General features: G+C 43.6%; 30 protein-coding genes. 2 read left to right on the plus strand and 28 right to left on the minus strand.

Annotated features, from left to right (window positions below; translation table 11 throughout):
* Positions 1–281 precede the first annotated feature (281 nt).
* Positions 282–518, minus strand: a complete 237-nt coding sequence (locus N6H06_RS21565) for a hypothetical protein (protein WP_062751178.1) — start codon at positions 516–518, stop codon at positions 282–284.
* A gap of 120 nt (positions 519–638) precedes the next feature.
* On the opposite strand from N6H06_RS21565, the gene pdaB reads away from it, so the two are divergent.
* Positions 639–1400, plus strand: a complete 762-nt coding sequence (gene pdaB / locus N6H06_RS21570; protein WP_062751180.1) for a polysaccharide deacetylase family sporulation protein PdaB — start codon at positions 639–641, stop codon at positions 1398–1400.
* A gap of 23 nt (positions 1401–1423) precedes the next feature.
* Here pdaB and N6H06_RS21575 read toward each other — a convergent pair whose 3' ends face one another.
* A complete protein-coding gene (locus tag N6H06_RS21575; RefSeq protein ID WP_062751182.1) occupies positions 1424–2008 on the minus strand; it encodes a KinB-signaling pathway activation protein in 585 nt (194 codons plus the stop codon).
* A 138-nt stretch (positions 2009–2146) separates the two neighbouring features.
* On the opposite strand from N6H06_RS21575, the gene gerD reads away from it, so the two are divergent.
* Positions 2147–2731: a spore germination lipoprotein GerD gene (gerD, locus tag N6H06_RS21580; protein WP_213029625.1), complete on the plus strand. Its 585-nt coding sequence runs from the start codon at positions 2147–2149 to the stop codon at positions 2729–2731.
* Between the two features lie 66 nt (positions 2732–2797).
* Here the strand turns inward: gerD and N6H06_RS21585 are convergent, their stop codons facing one another.
* The 26 genes from N6H06_RS21585 to rpmJ form a co-directional block, all read right to left on the minus strand.
* Positions 2798–3607, minus strand: coding sequence for a MurR/RpiR family transcriptional regulator (locus N6H06_RS21585; RefSeq protein ID WP_062751186.1), 810 nt, complete (start codon positions 3605–3607; stop codon positions 2798–2800).
* Positions 3608–3626: 19 nt separating this feature from the next.
* Complete coding sequence (locus N6H06_RS21590) at positions 3627–5162, minus strand: DUF4127 family protein (protein WP_062751188.1); 1536 nt, start codon at positions 5160–5162, stop codon at positions 3627–3629.
* Positions 5163–5185: 23 nt separating this feature from the next.
* Positions 5186–5977 (minus strand): HAD family hydrolase, encoded by a 792-nt coding sequence (locus N6H06_RS21595; RefSeq protein ID WP_263707925.1) that lies wholly within the window; start codon positions 5975–5977, stop codon positions 5186–5188.
* Positions 5978–6071: 94 nt separating this feature from the next.
* On the minus strand, positions 6072–7382 hold the full coding sequence (locus N6H06_RS21600) for a PTS sugar transporter subunit IIC (protein WP_263707926.1): 1311 nt from the start codon (positions 7380–7382) through the stop codon (positions 6072–6074).
* Between the two features lie 22 nt (positions 7383–7404).
* On the minus strand, positions 7405–7722 hold the full coding sequence (locus N6H06_RS21605; protein ID WP_062751194.1) for a PTS sugar transporter subunit IIB: 318 nt from the start codon (positions 7720–7722) through the stop codon (positions 7405–7407).
* 13 nt (positions 7723–7735) lie between these two features.
* Positions 7736–8404: an N-acetylmannosamine-6-phosphate 2-epimerase gene (locus tag N6H06_RS21610; RefSeq protein ID WP_263707927.1), complete on the minus strand. Its 669-nt coding sequence runs from the start codon at positions 8402–8404 to the stop codon at positions 7736–7738.
* Positions 8405–8416: 12 nt separating this feature from the next.
* Positions 8417–8728, minus strand: a complete 312-nt coding sequence (locus tag N6H06_RS21615; RefSeq protein ID WP_263707928.1) for a PTS lactose/cellobiose transporter subunit IIA — start codon at positions 8726–8728, stop codon at positions 8417–8419.
* A 269-nt stretch (positions 8729–8997) separates the two neighbouring features.
* A complete protein-coding gene (locus N6H06_RS21620; RefSeq protein ID WP_062751199.1) occupies positions 8998–10050 on the minus strand; it encodes an Mrp/NBP35 family ATP-binding protein in 1053 nt (350 codons plus the stop codon).
* Between the two features lie 97 nt (positions 10051–10147).
* Positions 10148–12187 carry a glucose-specific PTS transporter subunit IIBC gene (gene ptsG, locus N6H06_RS21625; RefSeq protein WP_263707929.1) on the minus strand — a complete coding sequence of 680 codons (2040 nt, stop codon included), beginning with the start codon at positions 12185–12187 and terminating at the stop codon, positions 10148–10150.
* 131 nt (positions 12188–12318) lie between these two features.
* Positions 12319–13158 carry a glucose PTS transporter transcription antiterminator GlcT gene (gene glcT / locus N6H06_RS21630; protein WP_274520474.1) on the minus strand — a complete coding sequence of 280 codons (840 nt, stop codon included), beginning with the start codon at positions 13156–13158 and terminating at the stop codon, positions 12319–12321.
* 68 nt (positions 13159–13226) lie between these two features.
* Positions 13227–13958: an N-acetylmuramoyl-L-alanine amidase CwlD gene (gene cwlD, locus N6H06_RS21635; protein WP_062751203.1), complete on the minus strand. Its 732-nt coding sequence runs from the start codon at positions 13956–13958 to the stop codon at positions 13227–13229.
* Positions 13959–14017: 59 nt separating this feature from the next.
* Positions 14018–14455 (minus strand): YbaK family protein, encoded by a 438-nt coding sequence (locus tag N6H06_RS21640; RefSeq protein WP_263707930.1) that lies wholly within the window; start codon positions 14453–14455, stop codon positions 14018–14020.
* A 303-nt stretch (positions 14456–14758) separates the two neighbouring features.
* The gene (locus N6H06_RS21645) at positions 14759–15268 is read right to left on the minus strand and encodes a GNAT family N-acetyltransferase (protein ID WP_263707937.1); all 510 of its coding nucleotides are present in this window, start codon (positions 15266–15268) and stop codon (positions 14759–14761) included.
* A gap of 663 nt (positions 15269–15931) precedes the next feature.
* Positions 15932–16144, minus strand: a complete 213-nt coding sequence (locus N6H06_RS21650; RefSeq protein ID WP_062751205.1) for a helix-turn-helix domain-containing protein — start codon at positions 16142–16144, stop codon at positions 15932–15934.
* A gap of 12 nt (positions 16145–16156) precedes the next feature.
* Complete coding sequence (locus tag N6H06_RS21655; protein WP_062751207.1) at positions 16157–16687, minus strand: DUF2975 domain-containing protein; 531 nt, start codon at positions 16685–16687, stop codon at positions 16157–16159.
* 150 nt (positions 16688–16837) lie between these two features.
* Positions 16838–17230 (minus strand): 30S ribosomal protein S9, encoded by a 393-nt coding sequence (gene rpsI, locus N6H06_RS21660; RefSeq protein WP_011245047.1) that lies wholly within the window; start codon positions 17228–17230, stop codon positions 16838–16840.
* A 19-nt stretch (positions 17231–17249) separates the two neighbouring features.
* Positions 17250–17687, minus strand: a complete 438-nt coding sequence (gene rplM, locus N6H06_RS21665) for a 50S ribosomal protein L13 (RefSeq protein ID WP_011245046.1) — start codon at positions 17685–17687, stop codon at positions 17250–17252.
* Positions 17688–17866: 179 nt separating this feature from the next.
* Positions 17867–18652, minus strand: coding sequence for a tRNA pseudouridine(38-40) synthase TruA (gene truA, locus N6H06_RS21670; protein ID WP_213029635.1), 786 nt, complete (start codon positions 18650–18652; stop codon positions 17867–17869).
* A gap of 20 nt (positions 18653–18672) precedes the next feature.
* The gene (locus N6H06_RS21675) at positions 18673–19467 is read right to left on the minus strand and encodes an energy-coupling factor transporter transmembrane component T family protein (RefSeq protein ID WP_263707931.1); all 795 of its coding nucleotides are present in this window, start codon (positions 19465–19467) and stop codon (positions 18673–18675) included.
* Positions 19464–20312, minus strand: a complete 849-nt coding sequence (locus N6H06_RS21680; RefSeq protein ID WP_263707932.1) for an ATP-binding cassette domain-containing protein — start codon at positions 20310–20312, stop codon at positions 19464–19466. Before N6H06_RS21680 ends, N6H06_RS21675 begins: the two co-directional genes overlap by 4 nt.
* Complete coding sequence (locus tag N6H06_RS21685; RefSeq protein ID WP_263707933.1) at positions 20288–21106, minus strand: energy-coupling factor transporter ATPase; 819 nt, start codon at positions 21104–21106, stop codon at positions 20288–20290. The genes N6H06_RS21680 and N6H06_RS21685 overlap by 25 nt, the downstream gene beginning before the upstream one ends.
* Positions 21107–21207: 101 nt before the next feature.
* Positions 21208–21570, minus strand: a complete 363-nt coding sequence (rplQ, locus tag N6H06_RS21690; RefSeq protein WP_062751215.1) for a 50S ribosomal protein L17 — start codon at positions 21568–21570, stop codon at positions 21208–21210.
* Between the two features lie 34 nt (positions 21571–21604).
* On the minus strand, positions 21605–22549 hold the full coding sequence (locus tag N6H06_RS21695) for a DNA-directed RNA polymerase subunit alpha (RefSeq protein ID WP_035202235.1): 945 nt from the start codon (positions 22547–22549) through the stop codon (positions 21605–21607).
* Between the two features lie 173 nt (positions 22550–22722).
* Positions 22723–23115: a 30S ribosomal protein S11 gene (gene rpsK, locus N6H06_RS21700; protein WP_035202254.1), complete on the minus strand. Its 393-nt coding sequence runs from the start codon at positions 23113–23115 to the stop codon at positions 22723–22725.
* A gap of 21 nt (positions 23116–23136) precedes the next feature.
* Positions 23137–23502, minus strand: a complete 366-nt coding sequence (gene rpsM / locus N6H06_RS21705; RefSeq protein ID WP_011245038.1) for a 30S ribosomal protein S13 — start codon at positions 23500–23502, stop codon at positions 23137–23139.
* A 22-nt stretch (positions 23503–23524) separates the two neighbouring features.
* Complete coding sequence (rpmJ, locus tag N6H06_RS21710; RefSeq protein WP_003333770.1) at positions 23525–23638, minus strand: 50S ribosomal protein L36; 114 nt, start codon at positions 23636–23638, stop codon at positions 23525–23527.
* Positions 23639–23645 lie beyond the last annotated feature (7 nt).

Here is a 23645-nt window from a genome sequence, read left to right on the forward strand (position 1 = left end):
TCAAACTCTCCGTTAAAAAGTTTGACTTGCTCATTGCACAACCGAAGTTGTGGCTCACTATCATTCATTGACGAGATACCTTGTATCTCTTTTACGCTTGGCTTTTGTTCAGTTTTCAAAGGACTCGTTTGTCGCCGTTCTCTCTTGGCGACTCTTAAAAATTTACACTACATCCAACCATTTGTCAACGGTTTTTTAAAACTTTTTTTATAAAACCGCAAAAAAAGGAAGACGGTACATAAAAATATACACCTAGTATGCCTTTTCGTCAACGCCTGTATTTAAGACTTTTTATTGGTTTGTTTCCGAAAAGAAGAGAGGGCATAACGAACATGGTCCTTTGGAGGAGCGACACGTTTATATAAATGAAAAAGAATGCTGTATTTTTCAATCATGACATTTTTGACAACACCATCAATCCGCTCATCCGAAAGATCAATCAACAAGGCTTCCAGCTCACGCTTTACTAAGTATTCCATTTCCTTTACTTCTTTATCAGACAACATCATTCCTAACATCGATCTCACCACTTTCATGGGTTCCTAGTTGGACAGTCTTTTCGTTTTGCTGCTTTTTTATTCATATCTTCCGCGGACAAACATATCTTGTCTTTGAGAACAATTGAAGGAGCGGTGTACATGAAAGGAATTTGGGTGTTTAATTTAAAAAAATGGAAGCCACTGCTGTTTATTTGCATCGCTTCTCTATTCGTTGCTAGCTGGCTGTTTATCCAGCGTGACCATATTTCCGTCTTTACAACTCCAGATGGTCCGCAAGCTTTTTACCGGGCCGAAAACGCTGACCATAAAATTGCGCTTACGTTTAACATAAGCTGGGGAGAGCAAAATGTACGGCCAATTGTCAACATTTTAAAGGAGAATGACGTGGAGCATGCGACTTTTTTCGTTTCGGCTTCATGGGCGGAAACATACCCGGAATTAGTCAAAGAAATTGCAGATTCCGGCTTCCACATTGGCAGCCATGGGTACCGTTATAAAAATTATACCGCTATGGATGATGAGCAAGTCATGAAAGATATGAGAAGAAGCAAACAAGTGTTGCAAGAACTAACAGGAGAAACACCGACGCTCCTTCGCCCTCCGAATGGCGCATTTACAACGCGCACACTTGCTTTAGCGGAACAGCAAGGCTTCGATATTGTCCATTGGAGCGTTAATTCTTACGATTACAAAAATCCTGGAACTGCGCAGATCATTGACAATGTTTTAAATGCGACTCATTCTGGCGATGTTTTAATGTTCCATGCTTCAGACACTGTTAAGCAAACTGGGGCAGCATTGCCAACTATTTTGAAAGAGTTGGAAAAACGCGATTATGAACTTGCCACCCTAGAAGAGCTCATGAACAGCGCCGATGCAACGAGCAATGAGGTGAATTAAAAAAACGCCTGTGCAGGCGTTTTTTACGGTTTAGCGATTAGTCGGTGCAACAATAGCAGTTGCCATGTATTCGCCACAAGCAGAGGCGTTATGTATAACAACAACCACCTGCCGTCGTTCGCCACTAAAGCCGGTACCCACTCAATCGTCGTAATGACAAACATAAAGAAAAGCGCGGGGACAAATGCGCCTTTGTTCGTTTCTTTTGCCTTAATCCGTGCCACAATAAACGCATAAATAAATAGCAATGTCGGGATTAGCAAATACCCCCAAAAGGAGTGCTCTTTTCCGAATGCAATATATCGGAAATAGACAAGGTCAAAAAAGACAAACGCGATTAATACCCACTGTATCCGATTCCATAACGTATGCGATTTCGATAACCCTAAACCAAATCGGTGTAAAAACAAATAAGCAAAAAACCCCATTTGGGCGACCAAGCTAAAAGCAGCGCTTATGCCAAGCATATAGATAATGCCTACGATTAGGTTGCCAATGCCATCCCCAAGATATACCTCTAAATTAATAAAAAAACCGACGATCCCGCCGCTAACGCTTCCAAAAAGCAGCGTCGACCAAAAAAGGAAAACAACTTTTTTGCTGTTCACAAGCCTATCCCCCAGTTCGTTATGCCTCGCTTTCATTGTAGCAACCCTTTTCATGAAACGCCAGCGCGTTATGCATATTTTGTCGCAGACAACAAACACTAAAGCCATCATGATAATGCAGAAAGGAATCATTCATCCATGAGCAAAAAAAATTGGAAAGTTTTGTTGGCATTGCCGTTGCTCGGTCTGCTCATGTTGGCTGGGTGTGCCCAGACAGAGGCGCAACAGAACGCCGATTATGAGGGCACCAAAAAAATGGTCATTGATTTGTTAAAAACGGATGAGGGCAAAAAAGCGTTCCATGAATTGATTGCCGAGGAAGAGATGCGGGAAGAACTTGTCATGGATAGTGACTTTGTCAAAAAAACCATCCAAGATACATTAACATCTGAAGAAGGCAAATCCTTTTGGCAAGAAGTCATGAAAGACCCTGAGTTTGCCAAAACGTTTGCGGAGAGCATGCAGTCGGAAAATGAAAAGATTTTAAAGTCATTGATGAAAGACCCTGAATACCAGCAAATGATGATGGACATCTTAAAAGATCCGCAAATGGGCGAGCAAGCGCTGGAACTGATGAAGTCAAAAGAGTACCGTGAACAAATTATGGGTATTATGAACGAAGCGCTGGAAAGTCCTTATTTCGCCTCAAAAATGACTGATTTAATGAGCAAGGCAATGGAAAAGCAAACAAAAGGACAAGATCAGAATAAAGAAGGTTCGTAATGAACGGGGTTTTAATAAAACTGCCCAGCAGGTCGTAGATTGCGACCTGCTGGGCTTTTATCAAATTCAATCAATCGATTCAGATATTTTCTTTTTAGCTGATTCGATATTGTCTTTATCTAACTCATACAGATGTTGACAAATTTGTTCCGTTACAAAAAGCTGTGACATTTGTGTAATTAATGTACTGCCTTCTTGTTCGATTTCTTTTCCTGCTGTATGAATAATCATCTCTCCGATATTCGTGATCGGCGAGTGGGAATGATTTGTGATCGCAATGGACTTTGCCTTGTTTTTCTTCGCATTTTCTAGCCAGCGAATCGTTTCTTTCGTATCTCCAGTAATGCTAAAGGCAATCGCTAAGTCGCCCTCAGAAATCAGGTGGGAGCTAATAAATTGTGTATGTTGATCCGAAAAAGCATACGCTTTATAGCCGAGGCGCATGAGTCTAATTTGCGCGCCTTGGGCCGCCAGCCCTGAAAACCCAATCCCAAATAGATAGATGGATTGGCTTTCCATAATCCAAGTGGCAGCCTTTTTGAGGACCTCATTATCAGCCAAATTCCGTGTGTCATTCAGCATTTGAATGATCTCTTCATAGGTTTCTTGGACTTCCGTACTAAAGGTGGACGGTGTTGGGTTTCGCAGTTGTTTCGCCATATTCGTTTTGAATTCATGGTACCCGGAAAAACCAAGTTTTTTAAAGAAGCGAAAAACGGTCGCTTCACCCACGCCGCATTCCTTAGCGAATTCCGTTAGTGATGGAAAAACAAAGTGATCGTAATGTTCTGTTATATATTGGGCTACCCGTTGTTCACTTTTCGTTAAGGAAGGGTAAATGCTTTTGATCACTGTTAACACGTCGGTTACATTCACTCCATGCCCCCCTCATCTATCAATGAGTTTCCCGAATGTCTAGATGAATGCTGATTTCAAACATCCGCTTCCAAGGGAATGTAATCTCTAGATTGGATATTACTATATTTTTAAAACTATGTCGAATGTTTGTATCATAAGCTTCTTTCAAGAGCGTTTCTATTTTTTCCCCGACAACTTCTTCTTGTCCTTTCACATCAAAATAGTTGGCTCCAATGTTCGGTAGGAATGTATCAGTGATCGATTTCCTTATAGCAGCCTGGTAAAACCCATCATCAAACAGGTGATAGAGAATGTTTTTCTTTAAGTTGACCGTATGCCGATTTGTGCTCTCAAAGCCGAAAATCGCCGCTGCTATTGAAGTTCCGATCGTATTGCAGTTTGTGTTCCACGCTTTGTACGAAATAATGTGGTCTAGCAGCCTACTGTCATCTAAAAGTGCGATTAGCTCTAAATCACCCCCATTAGCAAAAGCACTGTCCACGACGGCTACAGGGATACCCTCTTGTACATACCGCTCAATCGTATGGACAAAAACCCTCAATTGACGGAAGCTATTGTACGTACTATCTTTCGCCAATTGATCGAACGATTCTTGCATCACTTTTCCAGGCGTATTCACAGCTAAAATAAAATCGGCTTGCTCTGGATTCGAGACCCATATACAATCCGTGACAAACAAGTGTGATGTTAAACTTTCTGCCAGTGGCCTGTCTTCATATAACGGAATGATATTGGCACCTAAGGTTGAACTAAAGAATGGATAAACTTTGATGGTTCGTTTGTTTAAATAATTAAATGCTTTTGCTATCAAAGAGGAACCGGCCTCATCTGCTCCGGGGTACACGACCACTTTCGATTGTAGCCTCTTGCTTACTATTTGGTCATAGACTCGTTTTTGGTCCTGTGATGTATAGCCATATTCAGCAGAATCATCTTGTGGTATCGCTAAAAAGTCAATGACACCGTTCTCGACTAATTCCATAATCTTGACATTCATATTTAAGTTAAAGGCTCGTCTGTCTTCATAATCTTTAATTATGTCTTTTGGAACCTCACGTCGAATCGTTTGAAGTTCCTCTTGCTCTTTTTGAGACAAGCCGCTTCGTTCCCACTTATCGGTTAAATAAGCCCGTTTATATATACGTTCTCCGTACTGTTCATAATAATCGGGTTCTTCATCAGCGCTGTTATAACGAGGCGTTCGCATAATTAAACTAAACGAAAATATCGGTTTATCCCTAACCACTTTCCTTAATGTTCGAAAATAATCGATACGCTTCAACCCTTCATCTTCGCTTAAATGATGCAAGCGAGAAGGAAGTAGCCCTCCATAAAGCAGCATATCAGTAGATAATACAAGGGCATCCGCTGTTTTTGCTTGATCAAATACAAATTCCCATAAAGCCTCCGTATCAGCAGGCTTCTTCTTGTCCCCCAATAGATGGATAGGCGGTATTCGTAATCGCACATCTGATCTTGTGTTGGCTAGGAATGTTGGATAAGCATAGTTGCATGGACGTTCATCTAGCGGGATATAAACGATCGTGTACAAATGTTTCACACTCCTTTTAGAAGTCACTTAGCTTTTAACTGTTCGAGAATCTCTTCCATGCAGGCTTTGACACTTGTTTTCACTACGGTTGCCTTTTGTTTTACAGCTTCCGGGGCATGTTCCATCGCAAAGGAATAGCCGGCGACCTCAAATAAGGAGAGATCGTTTTCAGAGTCGCCTATTGCAACGACTTGCTTCGAGTTGGCCTTTAGTTTTTCCATCGTTTTTTCAAGAGCAGTCCCTTTTGATACGCCGTAGGGTAAAATTTCTAGTGTATGTGGACTCGTGGCGATGAAGTCAACATAGCCATCGTATTTTTTAGAAAGCTTTTCTTTGATTTCAGCAAATATCCCTACATCACCAAAAAGGAGGAAAATGGTAGGTTGAATTTGGACGCCTACCTTTTGCTCAAGATCAGGTTCAATAATCGAGGAGTCGATAAACTCAGCTACTTCCCCTTCCTTTCGCGGCGATGGAAAATAGCGATGATTTATATCAGATACTTCAATGCGAATATCCCAAGCTTTAAGGTCTCTCATTAATCTTTGTGCAACGTCTGAATGGATCTCTTTTTTTAATAAAACTCGGTTCTCTTTATCTTTAATAACCGCACCGTTTTGACTGATGCGAAACTCCCCAGCAATCCCTAGTTGTTTTTCAACATAAACAATATCGTGATCCAGCCTTCCTGTTGCAATCATGAATGAGCCGCCCACATGATGGAATGCTTGGATGACATCTTTTGTGCCAGCCATAATGCGATTTTGTTTATCAAGTAAAGTTCCATCTAAATCACATGCTACAAGGTTTGTCATTGACATCCTCCTGAACGATCGTGTTGTTTTTCTCAAATAAAGAACCAATAGGTTGTATCGGCCGTCGATACAACCTAACAGATTTTAAAAAGATTTAATGACTTCTTTCCTCGTTCGCAACCTTATTCGCTGCGATTACAAAAGGAAGGTAAATAAATACGGAAACACCAATTAACAGCACTGCTAAAAGTGCGGCCCTCCAGTCACCTGCGGTTGATAAAAAAGCAGATAATACGGGAGGCGTTGTCCAAGGAACCATGACAACGGTTTTTGATATGAACCCTAACGATGTAGCCATATAAGCGATATTTAAATTAACCAATGGCACGAGAATAAGGGGTATCGCTAAAATAGGGTTTAGAATAACTGGCAGTCCGAACATTAATGGTTCATTAATATTAAACAAACCTGGTGCCAGTGAAAATTTAGCAACCTCTCGATATTCTGCTCGTTTTGAGGCAATGAAAATGGCAATGATCAATCCGATCGTACATCCGCCGCCTCCAAGCATAGCAAAACTATCAATAAATGGTTTTGTGACAATATTAGGAATATCTAAATTAGTTTGAAAGGCATTGATGTTTTCCTGAATCGCTGTGAGCAACGTCGGTTCTGTTATCGGCCCAAGAACGAACGTCCCGTGGATACCCATTCCCCACAGCAAATTTTGAAAGGTCATCACAACGTTAATGCCGACTAAACCTTGGAAAATGGCCTTAAGAGGCACCTGGATAACCTCTGTTACGATTTCTTGCAGTCCTAAGCCAAACATTGATTGTAGGAGAAAAACCAATGTTCCAAAGAACGACAGTGTAACAAATGCTGGAATCAGCGCTTCAAATGATCTGGATACTGCAGGTGGAACACTTTCAGGTAGCGATATTCGTAATCTCTTGTTTTCTTGAAGCTTTAAAAAGAGCTCTGTTCCGAGCAACGCAGAAATAATCGCGAACAGCAAACCTGTTGCTGATGTCTCTGTCTGTGTAATAATCCCCGTTACTTGTACGGCTGTCTCGCTATTAAGAGGGGTCACATCTAATACAGAAGGGAACATTGTAACAAGGACAGCCACAGACATGACGCCTGGAATGATCCCGTCTTTGCCATAGCTTACCGCCAGTTTATAGGCAACCGTAAATGCAACAAATATCGAGAGAAACCCTAGCGTTCCATTATAGACTTGGGTTCCGATCCCTTTAAATTGACTTAAATCAATGACATTTTTCAAAATGCCATTGTCTGGGTCTAGCACAACATTGTTAATTAATATGAAGAATGAAGCAACAATGACTAAAGGAATCAGTAAAATAAAACCATCACGGACAGCTCCTAAATGGCGCTGATTGGCAAATTTGTTCGCAACGGGTGCCAGCCAAGTTGCGATCTTATCGGATAGTTTGTTCATCCACAATCCCCCCTCAAGCCTATTATTTAGACTGCTCGATCGTTTCTACAATATCTTCAAGCACTTTGTCTCCCCGCAGCATGCCATAATCAGCTTGGTTGATCACTTTCACTGCCATGCGGCCTTTAACGAACTCTTCCATTTGTTTTTGCATAAATGCCACTTGTGGTCCTAATAGCAAAAGATCATAATCATGTTTTTGCACTAAGGCTTTTCCTTCAGTAATAGATACAGCCTCAATATCCAAGTTTACCCCTTGCTTTTCGGCCTCGTTCTTGACCTTTTGTACGAGCATACTCGTTGACATTCCAGCACTGCAGGTCACCAAAACGTTATACATGATTGAACCCCTCCTATTGTTTTAACTTTTCAGCAAATGTGTGTGTAATCAATTGCGGCCGAGTAATGGCGGACCCAACCACGACTGCATGGGCGCCTAATTCTATCGCTTTTTTAGCTTGTTCAGGTGTTTGAATTCGCCCCTCAGCTATGATCGGCATGTTTAGTTCGCGAACCAATTGTTCGAGCAGATGAAAATCCGGCCCTGGTTGTTGTGGCGAATAAGGTGTATACCCTGATAATGTCGTCGAAATGCAATCAACGCCTAACTTGGCTGCCTCCACACCTTCATCGAATGTAGAAATATCGGCCATTACTAAGCATCGGTTTGTCTGAATGTGCCGAACTAACTGTTCCACACGCTCACCATTAGGCCTTTTCCTGTTAGTGGCATCGATTGCAATCATGTCAACACCTGTACTTAAAAGTTCATTTACCTCTGCTTTGGTAGGTGTGATATATACTTCTGATCCGGCATACTCCCGCTTAATGATTCCGATTACAGGAAGGTCTACTTCATTTTTTATGGCTTGAATATCTTGTACGGAATTTGCACGAATACCAACAGCGTTTCCCCATTTCGCTGCTTTCGCCATTTTCGCCATGATCATCGATCCATGCAAAGGCTCATCCTCTAAAGCTTGACAAGAAACAATTAACCCACCTTTTATCTCATTTAGCATGATCACATTCTCCTATTTTTGAACTTTCTCTTTATGCAGAAATAGCATTTCTTTCGCTAAGTCTAGCGCTAACATGGCAGTCATTAAGTGATCCTGTGCATGGATGAGCAGAATAGAAAGGTTGATTTCCTCTCCCCGTGCATTGCTTTGGATCATCTCGGTTTGTACTTTATGAGCGACATTGATTTCCTTCTCTGCTTCCTCTAGCAAATTGTCTGCTTCTGAAAATTGCTGTTCTCTAGCAAATTGTAACGCTTGCATCGTTTTGCTTCTTGCATTTCCGCTATGCAAAATAATGGAAAAAGCGTTTTCATGAATATTCATTGGGAGCCTCCTTTCTTTAATGGGAATGACAATTATAGTTTAAAGGAAGAATATAAAAATGTAAAGTTATTTTCACCACAATAATTATTTTGGAGAAAATATTTCATTTATTCGTTTTTAAACTTGTCCTCTCCTAACGAAGAGCTTTTCAAGAAAACTTAGCGACAGCGCTTGAAGAAAACGATAGAAAGGGAAGAGGAAAAGCCAACAAAAAAAAGCGGGAGAAGCATATCAAATGCTTCTCCCGCTTTTAAGGCAACCTCTTTCAATCACTCTGTTTTTTCAACAATTCGTTCCGCCAAACGGTGGTAAATCTCACCAATTGGATGTTCTTGTGCATAAACGGACGGGGCAAAATCATTTTCATCAATCTCAGGCTGCCCGAGAGGAATTTGCGCAAGCAATTCCGTTTTTAATTCTTCCGCCAAACGTTCGCCGCCGCCCGTTCCAAACACATATTCTTTCTCTCCAGTTGCTTTGCTTTCAAAGTAAGCCATATTCTCTACAACGCCAAGCATTTCATGGTTTGTTTTTATCGCCATTGCACCAGCTCGGGCAGCAACAAATGCTGCTGTTGCGTGTGGGGTGGTCACGATCAGTTCCTTTGAACCTGGCAGCATGGAATGCAAGTCGAGAGCAACATCGCCCGTACCTGGAGGTAAGTCCAAGATGAGATAATCAAGCTCTCCCCATTCGCATTCGGAAAAGAATTGGTTGATCATTTTCCCGAGCATGGGTCCCCGCCAAATGACAGGGGCATTGTCTTCCACGAAAAAGCCCATTGAGATGACTTTAACGCCAAAGCGTTCAACGGGGTGGATACGTTTGTTGATCACTTTCGGCCGTTCTTCAATCCCCATCATGTCAGGGACACTAAATCCGTAAATATCGGCGTCAATAATGCCGACTTTTTTCCCAAGGCGGGCAAGCGCGACTGCCGTGTTGACAGAGACGGTCGATTTGCCAACCCCGCCTTTTCCGCTCGCCACTGTAATAAACGTTGTTTTGCTTGTCGGCGCAAGCAAAGCAGGACCTTTAAAGGGTTCTTCTTTTAGGCCGCCAACCGCTTCTAGCTCTTCCTCAGTAAGTGTATCAAAACGGAGTCCGACTGATTCAGCGCCCTCGTTTTTGAGGACATTGACTATTTCCTGTTGGACTTGCATTTGCTCGGCTGTTCCTGTTTTTGCTAAAGCGACTTTTAGGCTGACGTGGCCATTTTTGTTTTTCAGCTCGCGAATGCCGCCAGTTTCTACTATGCTCTTATTCAAGTCACGATCTTTAATTCGTTTTAGCGCTTCCATTATTTCTTGATCCGTTATCATCGATGGCACCTTCCTTTAACAATCGCTCCTATTTTCCCCAGTATAGCACACATAAATAACAGAAAGAACTAGAGCGCTTCGCCCTAGTCCTTATCTGTTAGCGGTCCACCGCGACAATGCCTTTTTCTTTTGCCAGAACCCGTCCTTTTTTGTTGATGACGACAGTCCCTCCTAAGTTGGTAAACACGACTGGCGTAATTGTAGAAGCACCGTGGTTCCGGATATAATCTAAATCAAATTCGGCCAATTTGTCGCCTGCACTTATCTGGTCGCCTTCTTCTACAAGGACGTCAAACCCTTCTCCTTGAAGTTTAACTGTATCAATGCCGATGTGGATCAACACTTCCATTCCAGTAGATGTCGTCAGTCCAATCGCATGCTTCGTCGGGAAGATGGTCGTCACTTTTCCTTCAACAGGCGAATAAACAATGCCGTCTTCTGGATCAATCGCAAAGCCGTCGCCCATCATTTTTTCAGAAAAGACTTGATCTGGCACTTCCGCGAGCGACATGACCGTACCTGTCATTGGTGCTAGGAATGCCCCGTCATTCATCAATGCGTCTGGCTGGATTTCTTCCAGTTTGCCACTGACTTCCTCTTGTTGATTTGTTTCTAGAGGTCGAGGTGCTTTTCCCACCATGACATCTTGGATTTGGCCTTTAAGCGTCTCTGAACGAGGGCCAAAAATCGCTTGGATGTTGTTGCCTACTTCTAGAACTCCAGCTGCACCAAGCGCCTTCAGTTCGTCTTTGTCGACTGCTTTAATATCATTTACCGATACACGCAGCCGCGTAATGCATGCGTCAAGATGAGCAATATTGTCTTTTCCGCCCATCGCTTGCAACACTTGTCCTGCTAACTCGCCTGTTTTTCCTTTGCCTTTGTTATCATTAGCTGTGTCATCTTCCCGTCCTGGCGTCATTAAATTGAATTTTTGAATCGCAAAGCGAAAAACGACGTAATAAATTACCGCAAATACAAGGCCAATGAGAATGGTAATCCACCATTGTTCTTCATTCGGCAAAATCCCGAATAAGAAAAAGTCAATCGCTCCGCCTGAAAAGGTGAACCCAACATGAACGTCGAACAACGTCATCAATACAAACGATAGGCCATCGAGGATCGCATGTAGCAAAAACAATACCGGCGCGATAAACAAGAACGTAAACTCAATTGGTTCTGTGATTCCTGTCAAAAACGATGTCAACGCCGCAGAACCAAACAAACCAGCAACCAGTTTTTTCTTCTCAGGTTTGGCACAATGGTACATCGCCAGTGCCGCAGCTGGCAGGCCAAACATAAAAATCGGAAATTCGCCTGCCATGAAGTGGCCAGCCGTCAATTCCACGCCATCGCGGAGTTGCGCGAAGAAAATGAGCATGTCGCCACGGACAATTTCCCCTGCCGCATTGGTATAGGAACCGAATTCATACCAGAACGGGGCATGGAAAATGTGGTGCAGTCCAAATGGGATCAAAAGCCGTCTTATAAAACCAAATAAAAACACAGCTACATACAAGCTCGACCCTAACAAAAACTCAGAAAAGCTGTTTAAGCCGTGTTGGATCGGCGGCCAAACAACAAGCAAAAGAAGCGCCATTAAAAATGTAGCAACCGCTGTGATAATAGGGACAAACCGTTTGCCGGCAAAAAAACCAAGAAAAGCGGGCATTTCTATATCGTGAAAGCGGTTATAACAGTAAGCAGCAATTAAGCCGACGATGATCCCGCCAAATACGCCTGTTTGCAGAGTGTCAATCCCCAGAATATTAGCAAAGCTCGGGTCTTCGGCTACCATTTCCGCGCTCACGCCAAGCCATTGGCCCATCACGGTATTCATCACCAAGTAGCCGACTAGCGCTGCAAGTGCGGCTGCGCCGTCACCAGCAAGGCCGATCGCGACCCCGACAGCGAAAATAAGAGACAAGTTGTCAAAAATAATGCCGCCAGCGGCTTCCATCACACCAGCCGTATGTTGAATCCAGCCCGCGTCTAAGAACGGCATGTAGTTCAATGTGTTTTCCATTTGCAAAGCGGCACCAATGCCAAGCAGCAAACCAGCCACCGGCAGCATCGCAACCGGGAGCATCAATGCCTTCCCAATTTTTTGCAACTTCCCAAATGCATTTTTAAACAATAGAATTCCCTCCCAAATTGTTTTTTTGATATGTAGGAACGCAAAAAAGGCATGAGCAAAAAGACACTGGATTGGTTTTAAAACCCAGTCATTTCTTTTTCCTCATGCCTGATCGAATCAGTTACACGAATTTATTTGCTTTTGTTCTGCACCCTCTGCAAGTGCATCGTCAAGTAGACCGCCTCAGCATCATACACTGGTTTACCAAGCGTCCTTTGCATGACTTTAATGAGCTTCCAAGAAAGATTATAACATACGGGATATTCTTGTTTCAACAGTTTTGCAATCGCTTTCGGCTCTTCGACTTTTTCACCCGTCATCACCCGTTCAATCGTAAAGCGCAAATGCCTCACAAGACGAAGATAATCCATGCTCTCTTTGTCCAATTTAATCGCAAACTGGCTCTCCACAAGGGAAACGAGTTGACTAACTAATTGCGAATGGCTATTGACGATATTCATGCTTTTATTTTGAATGGCGCTATGGATATGAAGCGCAATAAAGCCAATTTCTCCTTCAGGGAGCTGGACACCGGTCTGCTGGCCAACAAGGGCTACCACTTCTTTGGCAATCGCATATTCACGTGGATAAAGCGCTTTCGTCTCTGCCAAAAAAGGGTTTTCAATCGACATTCCTTGGGCAATCCGGGCATGGGCAAAGGACAAATGGTCCAGTAGCCCGATATGGATATGCTCGTTTAAATCCATGCCTGCTTTTTTGGCAATAAGAGAAATGGCTTCCACCGTCACATCTATCATCGTTTGCGAAATATGTGGAAGCAGCTTCAAATAGCTTTGTTGCTCTTTTTCATCTTTTAAAACAAACAGTTTCTCAATGTCTTGCTGCTCAAGCCAGTCTCCATTTTTGCGGGCAAAACCGATGCCTTTTCCAATGACGACCACTTCTTGGTTGTCACGCTCAGCAATGACCACATTGTTATTAAGGGCCTTTTTTACTTTGTACTCCCCCACATTCATCACTCCAACAGCTTCTTCCCTTTCATGGTAATCCAGGGACAGACTTACGTCAACTTAATCGTTCACTCGTAAGGATTGCTGTTTGGCGCTTTTTCATCGGTAAAAAACCGAAGCATCCCTTCATAAATGGAAGCAGCCATTTTGTCTTGGTATTCGTCTGTTGCGAGCAGTGCCGCCTCCTGCGGGTTGGACAAAAAACCTGCTTCGATCAATGCCCCAGGAATTTCGGCTTCTTTTAACAAATACACATGATGGATCGGTTTCGGATACCGGTTTGTATTTTGCAAATTGCGCTTGATTTCCTCCTGTATAAAAACAGCCAAATCTTCATTGCGTTGATTTTTTAGGTGGTAAAAAGTTTGCGCGCCATTCCAACGTTCAGCCGGAATCGCATTCATATGAATCGACAAAAACGCATCCGCTTCCGAATCATTGATAATCATTGCCCGTTTTCTTAAGTCTTCGGTTTTTCGCTGCCGTATTTTCGCCGTACCAGCATCGGCCAAATCAACATCTTCCTCCCGCGTCATAATGACAAGCGCGCCAGCTTCCTGCAAATAATCGCGCAACTTCAATGCCACTGCTAACGTAACTTCTTTTTCAAGCGTGCCCGTCTTTGAAACGGCTCCCCCGTCCATCCCGCCATGGCCAGGGTCAAGGACAATCACTTTCCCTGACATCGGCAAGTGCCAAGTAGAAGATGAATCTTTAAGCGTACTGTCATATTGAACCCATAATAATACCGCTGCAAACAAAAGCGCCCCAATAAAAATGCTCCATTTATGTTTCTTCACAGTCCGTTCCCCCTTGTCCTGTATTTATATATACGAGGACAAGGAGAAGTTATGAACGATTAATGAAGGCGAAGCTTGTACGCTTTGCTCGCTTCCCGAAAGCCTTTTTCCCACCACGTGCCAATCAGCATGTCAGAAGCAGCAAGAAGCGCTTCAGTCGGCGCTCTTTCTTCTTTAGACCAACCGGTTAATGTAGCACAAAGGCAATGGGACAAATCAGTCAACTCTTCCTCACAACGTTTGCGCACCTCCTGCGCCGTCTCGCCATAATAACCAAAACGGCCAAACTCTGTGCCAAGCAAATAAGCATCAATCGTCATATCCAAACATTGGTCAATTAAGAAAGGATACGCTTGAAATTGGAACGGAAGGATCGGAAAAATCCATTCCTTTATTGCCTTTTCCATTTCCTTCATGCTAATATGGCGCAACATCTTCTTTTCAAAATTCCACTGTTTTTCTCGTCTTCTTTCGGTAAGTGTCGTAATTACATTCATTGGTCGTTTCCCCTTTTTTCTTTTTAGTATGGTCGTCCCCATTTGCGCCATACACGTAAGAAAAGGTCAAATAATGCTGGGATAACCATTATCTGCTGGGGGAACATGTGCGACCTCCATTTAAAAAAGGGGTATATGGTTAGGTGATATTGCAAACTATAGGAAGGGATACTGACGAGTTTCTAGATGAGGCTCCTAGAAAGGGGCTGTAGAGCTTTTTTAGGTATCGTAAGAATGTCTGAGGGCACTGTAAGGAGGGTATGTATAGAAACAAGCTTTTTCTACCGCTGTCCCTTTTTCCGCTCAACAACCACCTTTAGTAAACGAATAGATCAAGTGTTTTTTATTAAAAACAAAGGATTCTTTTTCCTTAGAAAAACCGATTTTCTCTGCAACACGAATGGACGGAATATTCATTGGGTCGATAATACTTATCAGCTTGTTTAGCCCTAATTGATTTAGGCCGAATTCCATGCAACCTTTTGCTGCTTCAGAAGCGTATCCTTGCGACCAATATTTTTTATTAATATGGTACCCAATTTCAACTTCCATATTGCCCTCCACTATTTGTTTAACAAGACCGCAGTCTCCAATTAGTTCATTTGTTTCCTTCAGGCATACTGCCCATAAACCATAGCCATCTTCTTCGTATCTTTCTCTATTTTTTTGAATCCAGTTTTTCGTTTTCTCGAGGCTAAACGGTGCTGGATAATATTTCATTGTTTCTGCATCTGAAAACATGGAGTGAAGAGGTACAATATCCTCCTTGCTATATTGTCTTAAAAATAACCTTTCTGTTTCCAAAATAACCATCATTGACTGTCTCCCCCAATAAAAATTTTAAGCTTCATTATACGTGATCAATTGTAGCCTAGCACATCAACAATTTGCTTCTACATGGACAATCTTCCTGAAAAATTTATAAAAATTTTATAATTTTGGATCTGTTAACGAAGGCACTTCGTCATATAATGAAAGAGCAACATATTGAAACTAAATATTGGAGGATAAACTCCGACCATTCATTTTCCAGAAATTTAATTTTTTAAACAGGCTGATGGACATCATGAAAAAGAAATCAAAGAAATTTTGGCTTTTTTAATTAATATTCCTTTTATGTTTCGCTATAATTTACTTTTTTCCTGATGACATTCGATTTATCTTTGTTGTTGCATTTCCAATCCTTTTTTGGGGAATGTATGGTTTTCTGAATAACCGTACGACATAGCATGGGATACAGAGGTATGGTTCGCGGATATGCTGGCTTGTTCACCCTAAAAAATAGTCCACCCTTGAGTTTTATTCCTAATAGGGCCGATCCTCCTGGATGGAACCGAGCCATTGTATAGGCTGAAGATGGTGACACACCTTCCGTATACCCTTTTTTCTGAGTTCGATCCCATTCCGTTAATGAACTGGATGAGGACAAACAGACCAAATTGCCCACTAGTTAAAAACTGGATAACCAATGCTTTGCTATATGTCGGCTTTTTCTTCGTATTCGAGTATATCACCAGGCTGACAATTTAATGTCTGGCAGATCTTTTCTAACGTAGCAAAGCGGATACCACGCGCTTTGCCTGTTTTTAGTATTGATAAATTAGCTTGAGTAATATCAATTTTTTCTGCTAACTCTTTTGAAGAAATGTTTCTTTCTAGCATTACTCGATCTAAGTTAATTTTTATCATTAGGCCTCCCACCTAAATCACGTTGTTAGAATCGTCTTGCAAAGATATGCCATATTTAAAAACCACATAAAGCGTATAAATAATGGCTAACAGAAGAATGTTTCCTATTAAACCTGGCGAAGAATCTGAAAAAACATCACTGACATTGTATACATGCGCCTGCGCAAAGAACAGCTGACTAATGATCTGCAAAATGGTAAAGCTAGTAATCGAGATTAAGATTAGTTTGAGATACGTAAGATTTTGAGAAACAAAAAAGTGTTGTTTATAAATATTACCAATCATTTTATGTAGAGCGTACATAATAATAAACAAACAAGCAATGATGGCTAGCGCGACTAAACAAGAAAGTACTAAAAACCATACTGATAGGTTTGTGTTTAACCCTGCATACTGTAGCAATTGCGTTTTGACCCCGCTCGACACGACCAATAAAGCTCCAGCCGCAAATAACAGTATTAATCCAGCAAACGCAAATAAAACTTGAGCAATTAGCGACACAATTGACAGGAATTTTAGAACGGTCTTGGTAAAAAGATTCATTATATGCCCCCCTTAACTACCCATTATTGTAAAACGATAATATGTTATTGTCAAACGATAATTTTTTGTTGCTTGTTTTAAAGGGATTTCGATTTTTGTACTAAAAAACCCCTCCCCGATTTCCTCGGGAAGAGGCTGTAAACGTTGATATTAACGCTTCGAGAACTGAGGCGCACGACGAGCGGCTTTAAGACCGTATTTTTTACGTTCTTTCATGCGGGCATCGCGTGTAAGGAAGCCTGCTGCTTTTAGTGTTGCACGGTTGTCAGGATCGACTTGTAGTAGGGCGCGGGCAATGCCGTGGCGGATTGCGCCTGCTTGGCCGGTGAAGCCGCCGCCATTAACGTTAACATGGACATCGTACTGGCCAGTCACGCCTGTTTCTACAAGCGGTTGTTTTACGATCAATTTTAATGTTTCAAGACCGAAATATTCATCAAGGTCACGGCCGTTTACAACAATTTTGCCTTCGCCAGGAATAAGGCGCACACGGGCAACAGAGTGCTTACGGCGGCCTGTGCCGTAGTATTGTACTTGAGCCATAATCATTACCTCCTAAAGATTAACCGCGAAGCTCGTATGCTTCTGGTTTTTGTGCATGGTGATTGTGTTCTGAGCCTGCATAGACATGCAGTTTCATTCCTTGTTTGCGGCCAAGAGTGTTTTTCGGAAGCATCCCTTTGATCGCCAACTCAAGCATACGCTCAGGCTTGTTCGCACGCATGTCTTGCGCTTTTGTTTGTTTCAAGCCGCCTGGGTGGTTCGTGTGGCGGTAGTAAATTTTATCTTGGAGCTTGTTTCCAGTTAATTGAATTTTGCTTGCATTCAAAACAATCACATGGTCGCCAGTATCGACGTGCGGCGTGAAAGTTGGTTTGTGCTTTCCGCGAAGGATAGATGCTACTTCTGAAGCAAGACGCCCAAGCGTTTGCCCTTCAGCGTCGACTACATACCACTTACGCTCAACTTCGTTTGGCTTTGCCATATATGTTGTACGCATAGTTTAAACCTCCTAAATAATAAACACGTTTTTATCTGATCGTTTTGCCAAGAGAAACACGTTAAACTGGCTGTTTTAATGCGCATTCCCTTTAGCATTGTCCTTTATTCCGTAACCCGGGGCAGTGGGTCTTAAGAATTGCCATCTAATATCATACAATATCGGCTTAGTAAAGTCAATTATTTCATAGAAACTTGTCCGGGTGTTTCATTTACAAAAAGCGGCTGGCCGTAGTCCACTTCATACAGGCATAAGCCATGCGCAGGTGCTGTTTTTCCAGCCAGATTGCGGCTTTTGCCTGCCAAAATGACTTTCATTTCAGAGGCTACACGTTTTCCAGTGCCTATTTCTAGAAGCGTTCCGACTATGATGCGTACCATATTGTATAAAAAACCAGTGCCACGGATTGAAATAAGCAGCCCTTCTTCGCTAGGCTGGACGGCTACATGGGTAATCGTCCTGACTTTATCGACCACGGTTGTGTTCGCTGCACAAAAAGCAGAAAAGTCGTGTGTCCCTAACAAATGCTTGGCCGCCGTTTGCATCGCCGGCACATCAAGAGCTTGTTTAATATGAACAGCAAAATGGCGGCGGAACACATTTTCGAAAGGTCCGCATTGGATATAATAGCGGTACTCTTTCGCCTGCGCCCCATAACGGGCATGAAAATCCGGCTCTACCATTGCCGCGTTTGTGACGACAATATCATCAGGAAGATGGGTGTTTAAAGCAGATACCCAACGCTCAGGGGCAATCGCTAATTCTGTATCAAAATGGAGCACTTGGCCACAGGCGTGCACTCCTGCATCCGTGCGCCCTGACGCTACGACTGGGACTCGTGCCCCTTTATGAATTTCTTGCAGTGCTCTTTCAACTTCGCTTTGGACCGTGCGCTTGCCGGGCTGGACTTGGTAACCGGCAAAAGCCGTGCCGTCATAGCTTAGTTTGCATGCCATTCTAGACATTTCCTTTTGTTCTCCTTCAACTAAAACCAGGCAAGCAGGAACGCCACAGTCGCACTGACAAGCAGCGCATACGTATCCTTAAACGCCCACTGGTTTGTTTTCCAGGACGACCGTTCCCTGTTGCGGCTGTATCCCCGCGCTTCCATGGCTTGAGCCAACTCTTCTGCACGCTTTAAAGAGCGAACAAATAGCGGCACAAGCAGTGGCACGTACGCTAGTACGCGTTTCATGAATGGCAGGTCACGGACGCCAATTCCCCTTGCTGCTTGAGCCCGGGATATCGTGTATAATTCACCACTTAAAATCGGAATAAAGCGTAATGTAATCGACATCATCATCGCAAGGTCTGAAACGGGAAATTTTACGGCCTTTAACGGCTTCAGGAGCGATTCAATCGCCCACGTAATATGCAACGGGCTTGTCGTCATCGTCAATAGCGTTGCAGCAAGAAATAGACACAAAGTGCGCCACGCTAAAATCCCGCCTTCAGCAAGGCCTTCGGCGTAAACGGGCCACCCAAATAGTTGAAAAACCAAGTGGCCTTCCCGCGTTACAATCACTTGCAACAAAGCAAAGGCAATGACAAACCACATAATCGGTTTCAGCGATTTGGCAAGGACAGAGAGCGGCACATTGCTAAAGGCGATCGCCGCTGCAAAATAGCACGCTGACATCGCCAGCGTTGCAGGAGAGGCAACAAAAAATAGCGCAAATGCGACAATGAACACGCTAAGCAACTTGCTGCGCGGGTCGAGGCGATGCACAAATGAATCGCTTTGTCTGTATTGCCCCATTAAAAGCGATGGACCTTTCATTGCCGCCCTCCTTTGCGATCGATGAGCCAATCTGCTAACGTTGCTGCATCAGGTAAAAAAGGAATCGTCCCTTTTGACGTCATTGCCTTTTGTGCAAAAGCCATCGGTCTTGGCAAAGCCAGTTTTGCCGTTTGTAACACATCTTGCTCTTGAAATACGGCAGCAGGCTCGCCCATCATTAGCGGCGTCCCATTATGCATCACCACGCAAAAATCCGCATATTTAGCAACGTCGTCCATTGAATGGGTCACCATCCAAATCGACGCTTTGTTTGTTTGGCGATAATTGCAAAGCAAATGGAACAGCGCCTCTTTGGATGCTGGGTCAAGTCCGGCTCCAGGCTCGTCTAACACAAGCATTTTCGGCTGCTGCACGAAAACAGAGGCAATGGCGACTCGTCGTTTCTGCCCCCCTGAAAGCTGAAACGGGGAAGCGCTGAGTAACGAAGGCGACAGCCCAACTGAGTTAAGGGCTGCGGCAGCGGTTTTCGCCGCCTCGACTTTTGAGACGCCCTGCATCCGTAGTGCATAGCCAATCTCTTTTTCGACTGTTTCTTCAAATAGCTGATGTTCCGGATATTGAAAGACGAAGCCGACCTTTTTCCTTAATTGTTGTAGCTGCTTTTTTTGCTCAGGCAGACGAACGTCCCCAATTTCGACTGTTCCTTTTGTTGGCAAAAGCAAACCGTTTAAATGCTGGACCAATGTCGATTTTCCCGCTCCGCTAGCACCAATCACAGCAACAAACCGACCTGCTGGCACACGGAGCGTAACGCGATTAAGCGCTTGGACCGTTGTGCCTGCATCGTTGTATTCGTAGCTTACTTCGTTAAATGCAACGTCCATAATGCTTGCACTAGCTCCTCTTCCGTTTGGGAATTGCCTATCGCTACACCGCGCTTGTGCAATTCAGCTTGGAGCTCATATAAAAAAGGAAGCGCGATATCGAGCTGTTCTACTTGGTCGTAATCAAAAAATAGCTGGGCCGGTGTGCCATCAAAAACCAAACAGCCCTCTTTAAGCGCTAAAACACGGTCTGCAAAGGGCAGTTCTTCTGGATCGTGGGTAATGGACAAGATGGTCTTGCCTTTGCGATGGAGTTTCTTTAATAGCGAAAGCCATTCCCTTTGCCCAGCCGGATCTAGCATGGAGGTGGCTTCATCGAGAACGAGAATGTCTGGGTCAGGTGCTAGCACACCCCCAAGGGCGACTCGTTGCTTTTGACCACCTGATAGGCGGCTCACATCCCGTTTTAGCAATGCTTCAATGCCTAGTTCCTTTGCCACTGTTGCAACACGCCGTGAAATTTGCTCAGGTGGCCACCCACGGTTTTCCAGCCCAAACGCAAGATCATCTTCCACAATGGTTGTGACAATTTGATTGTCGGGATTTTGAAAAACAAACCCCACTGTTAGGCGGATTTTCTCTGCATTTGCTTCCGTTGTCCACTTTTGGACCGTCACTGTTCCGGAAGAGGGCAGCAATAAGCCATTTAATAGCCTTGCCAACGTCGATTTCCCAGAGCCACTACGCCCGACAACTGCAACCCACTCACCCTTTTGAACGTGCAGCGAAATGTCCGAGAGCGCATCGGTAGCATGATTGGCATAACGATAGGAAACATGCTCACAAACAAGCATCCCCACACCCCATTTTTTTACGTAACAAAAAAGGGCATAGAGTGAAAGAAGCACCTTGCTCCTATTGTCTCCTGCCCTTAATCGCCGCTTACCTGAGCTTTTTAAACAAACTCAATGATTGCCATTGGTGCACCGTCACCACGACGAGGACCAACTTTAAGAATGCGTGTATATCCACCTTGACGCTCTGCAAAGCGCGGAGCGATATCTGCAAACAGCTTTTGGATTGCATCTTGCCCTGATTCAACGTCTGCTGTTTCGTTGCGAACGAACGCTGCAGCTTGACGACGGGCATGCAAATCACCGCGTTTTCCAAGCGTAATCATTTTTTCGACGATTGGACGCAGCTCCTTTGCTTTTGCTTCAGTCGTTTCAATGCGTTCGTTGATGATAAGGTCTGTCACCAAATCACGAAGCAACGCTTTGCGTTGTGAGCTCGTACGGCCAAGTTTTGCGTATGCCATGCTAATTCCCTCCTTTGAGACAAAAACCTATTCCTTATTCTTCATTGCGAAGCCCGAGGCCAAGTTCGCCCAACTTCTCTTGTACTTCTTCAAGTGATTTACGGCCAAGGTTGCGGACTTTCATCATGTCTTCCTCTGTTTTGTGCGTCAATTCCTGTACAGTATTAATGCCAGCACGCTTCAAACAGTTGTACGAACGGACCGATAAGTCAAGTTCCTCAATGGTCATTTCAAGTACTTTTTCTTTTTGGTCCTCTTCTTTTTCGACCATGATTTCCGCATTTTGCGCTTGGTCTGTTAAACCTACGAAAATATTTAAGTGCTCCGTAAGAATTTTCGCGCCAAGAGAAACGGCTTCTTCTGGGCGAGTACTTCCATCGGTCCACACATCAAGGGTTAGTTTATCATAGTTTGTGACTTGCCCGACACGCGTGTTTTCAACTTGGTAGTTAACGCGCGCCACCGGTGTATAGATCGAGTCAATCGGAAGAACGCCAATTGGCTGGTCATCATTTTTGTTGCCTTCAGCAAGAACGTACCCACGACCTCGTTTCGCCTGCAAGCGCATGCGGAACGATGCTCCTTTTGTAAGCGTAGCGATATGAAGATCAGGATTTAATACTTCAACGTCACTGTCATGAGTCAAATCACCGGCAGTTACATTGCCTTCACCTTGTACATCAATTTCAAGCGTTTTTTCTTCATCTGAATAAATTTTCAAAGCCAATTTTTTCAGATTCAAGATGATTGTCGTAACATCTTCTACAACGCCTTCAATTGTTGAAAATTCGTGAAGGACACCGTCAATTTGAACAGATGTAACCGCAGCTCCTGGAAGCGAGGACAAAAGGATGCGACGCAAGGAGTTTCCTAGTGTTGTTCCATAACCGCGCTCTAGAGGCTCTACGACAAATTTGCCGTATTTCGCGTCTTCGCTAACTTCCACCGTTTCAATATTCGGCTTTTCAATTTCAATCATTAAACAAACCCTCCTTCAAAACGTCGAACTCCGGCAAACGCAAGGATTGCCCAAAGAGCTCCTTTATTTGGGCTTCCACCTGAGCAAATCCTATTAGTCTTACCTTCATTGTCTATAGATCTCGTCTTATCCATTATAGACATTAGCGGGAAATCTATACAATGACGATTTTCTTACACTCTACGACGTTTCGGCGGACGGCAGCCATTATGTGGAACTGGTGTCACATCTTTAATCATGTTCACTTCAAGCCCTACAGCTTGCAATGAACGGATTGCCGCTTCACGGCCAGCTCCTGGGCCTTTAACTGAAACTTCGATCGTTTTCATGCCATGTTCCATCGCTGTTTTGGCAGCTGATTCAGCAGCCATTTGCGCAGCAAATGGTGTTGACTTACGAGAGCCTTTAAAACCAAGTGCGCCAGCGCTAGCCCAAGAAATCGCATTGCCATGAGGATCTGTAATCGTCACAATTGTGTTGTTGAATGTAGAACGGATGTGCGCCACACCACTGTCAATGTTTTTTCTTTGACGACGTTTTGGACGAGTATTCGTTTTTTTAGCCATGTTTTTCATTTCCCTCCTTGCTTATTTTTTCTTATTCGCAACCGTACGTTTTGGACCTTTGCGCGTACGAGCATTGTTTTTTGAGTTTTGGCCGCGGACTGGTAAGCCACGACGATGACGAATTCCACGATAGCTGCCGATTTCGATTAGACGTTTGATGTTCAAGGAAACTTCACGGCGCAAATCGCCTTCCACTTGATAGCCTTCAACCGCTTCGCGAATACGGCCAAGTTCTTCTTCCGTTAGGTCACGAACGCGTGTATTTTCATCAACGCCAGCTGTTTCAAGGATTTTTGCTGCTGTTGATTTACCAATACCAAATACGTAAGTGAGTGAGATTACAACGCGCTTATCGCGAGGAATGTCAACACCTGCAACACGTGCCATGGGCTAGGCACCTCCTTATCATTTAACCTTGTTTTTGTTTGTGTTTCGGGTTTTCACAAATTACCATAACATTGCCTTTGCGGCGAATAACCTTGCATTTTTCGCAAATCGGTTTGACTGATGGTCTTACCTTCATTGTATAA

The organism is Shouchella tritolerans, from assembly GCF_025770735.1.
GTDB classification, from domain to species: domain Bacteria; phylum Bacillota; class Bacilli; order Bacillales; family Bacillaceae_D; genus Shouchella; species Shouchella tritolerans.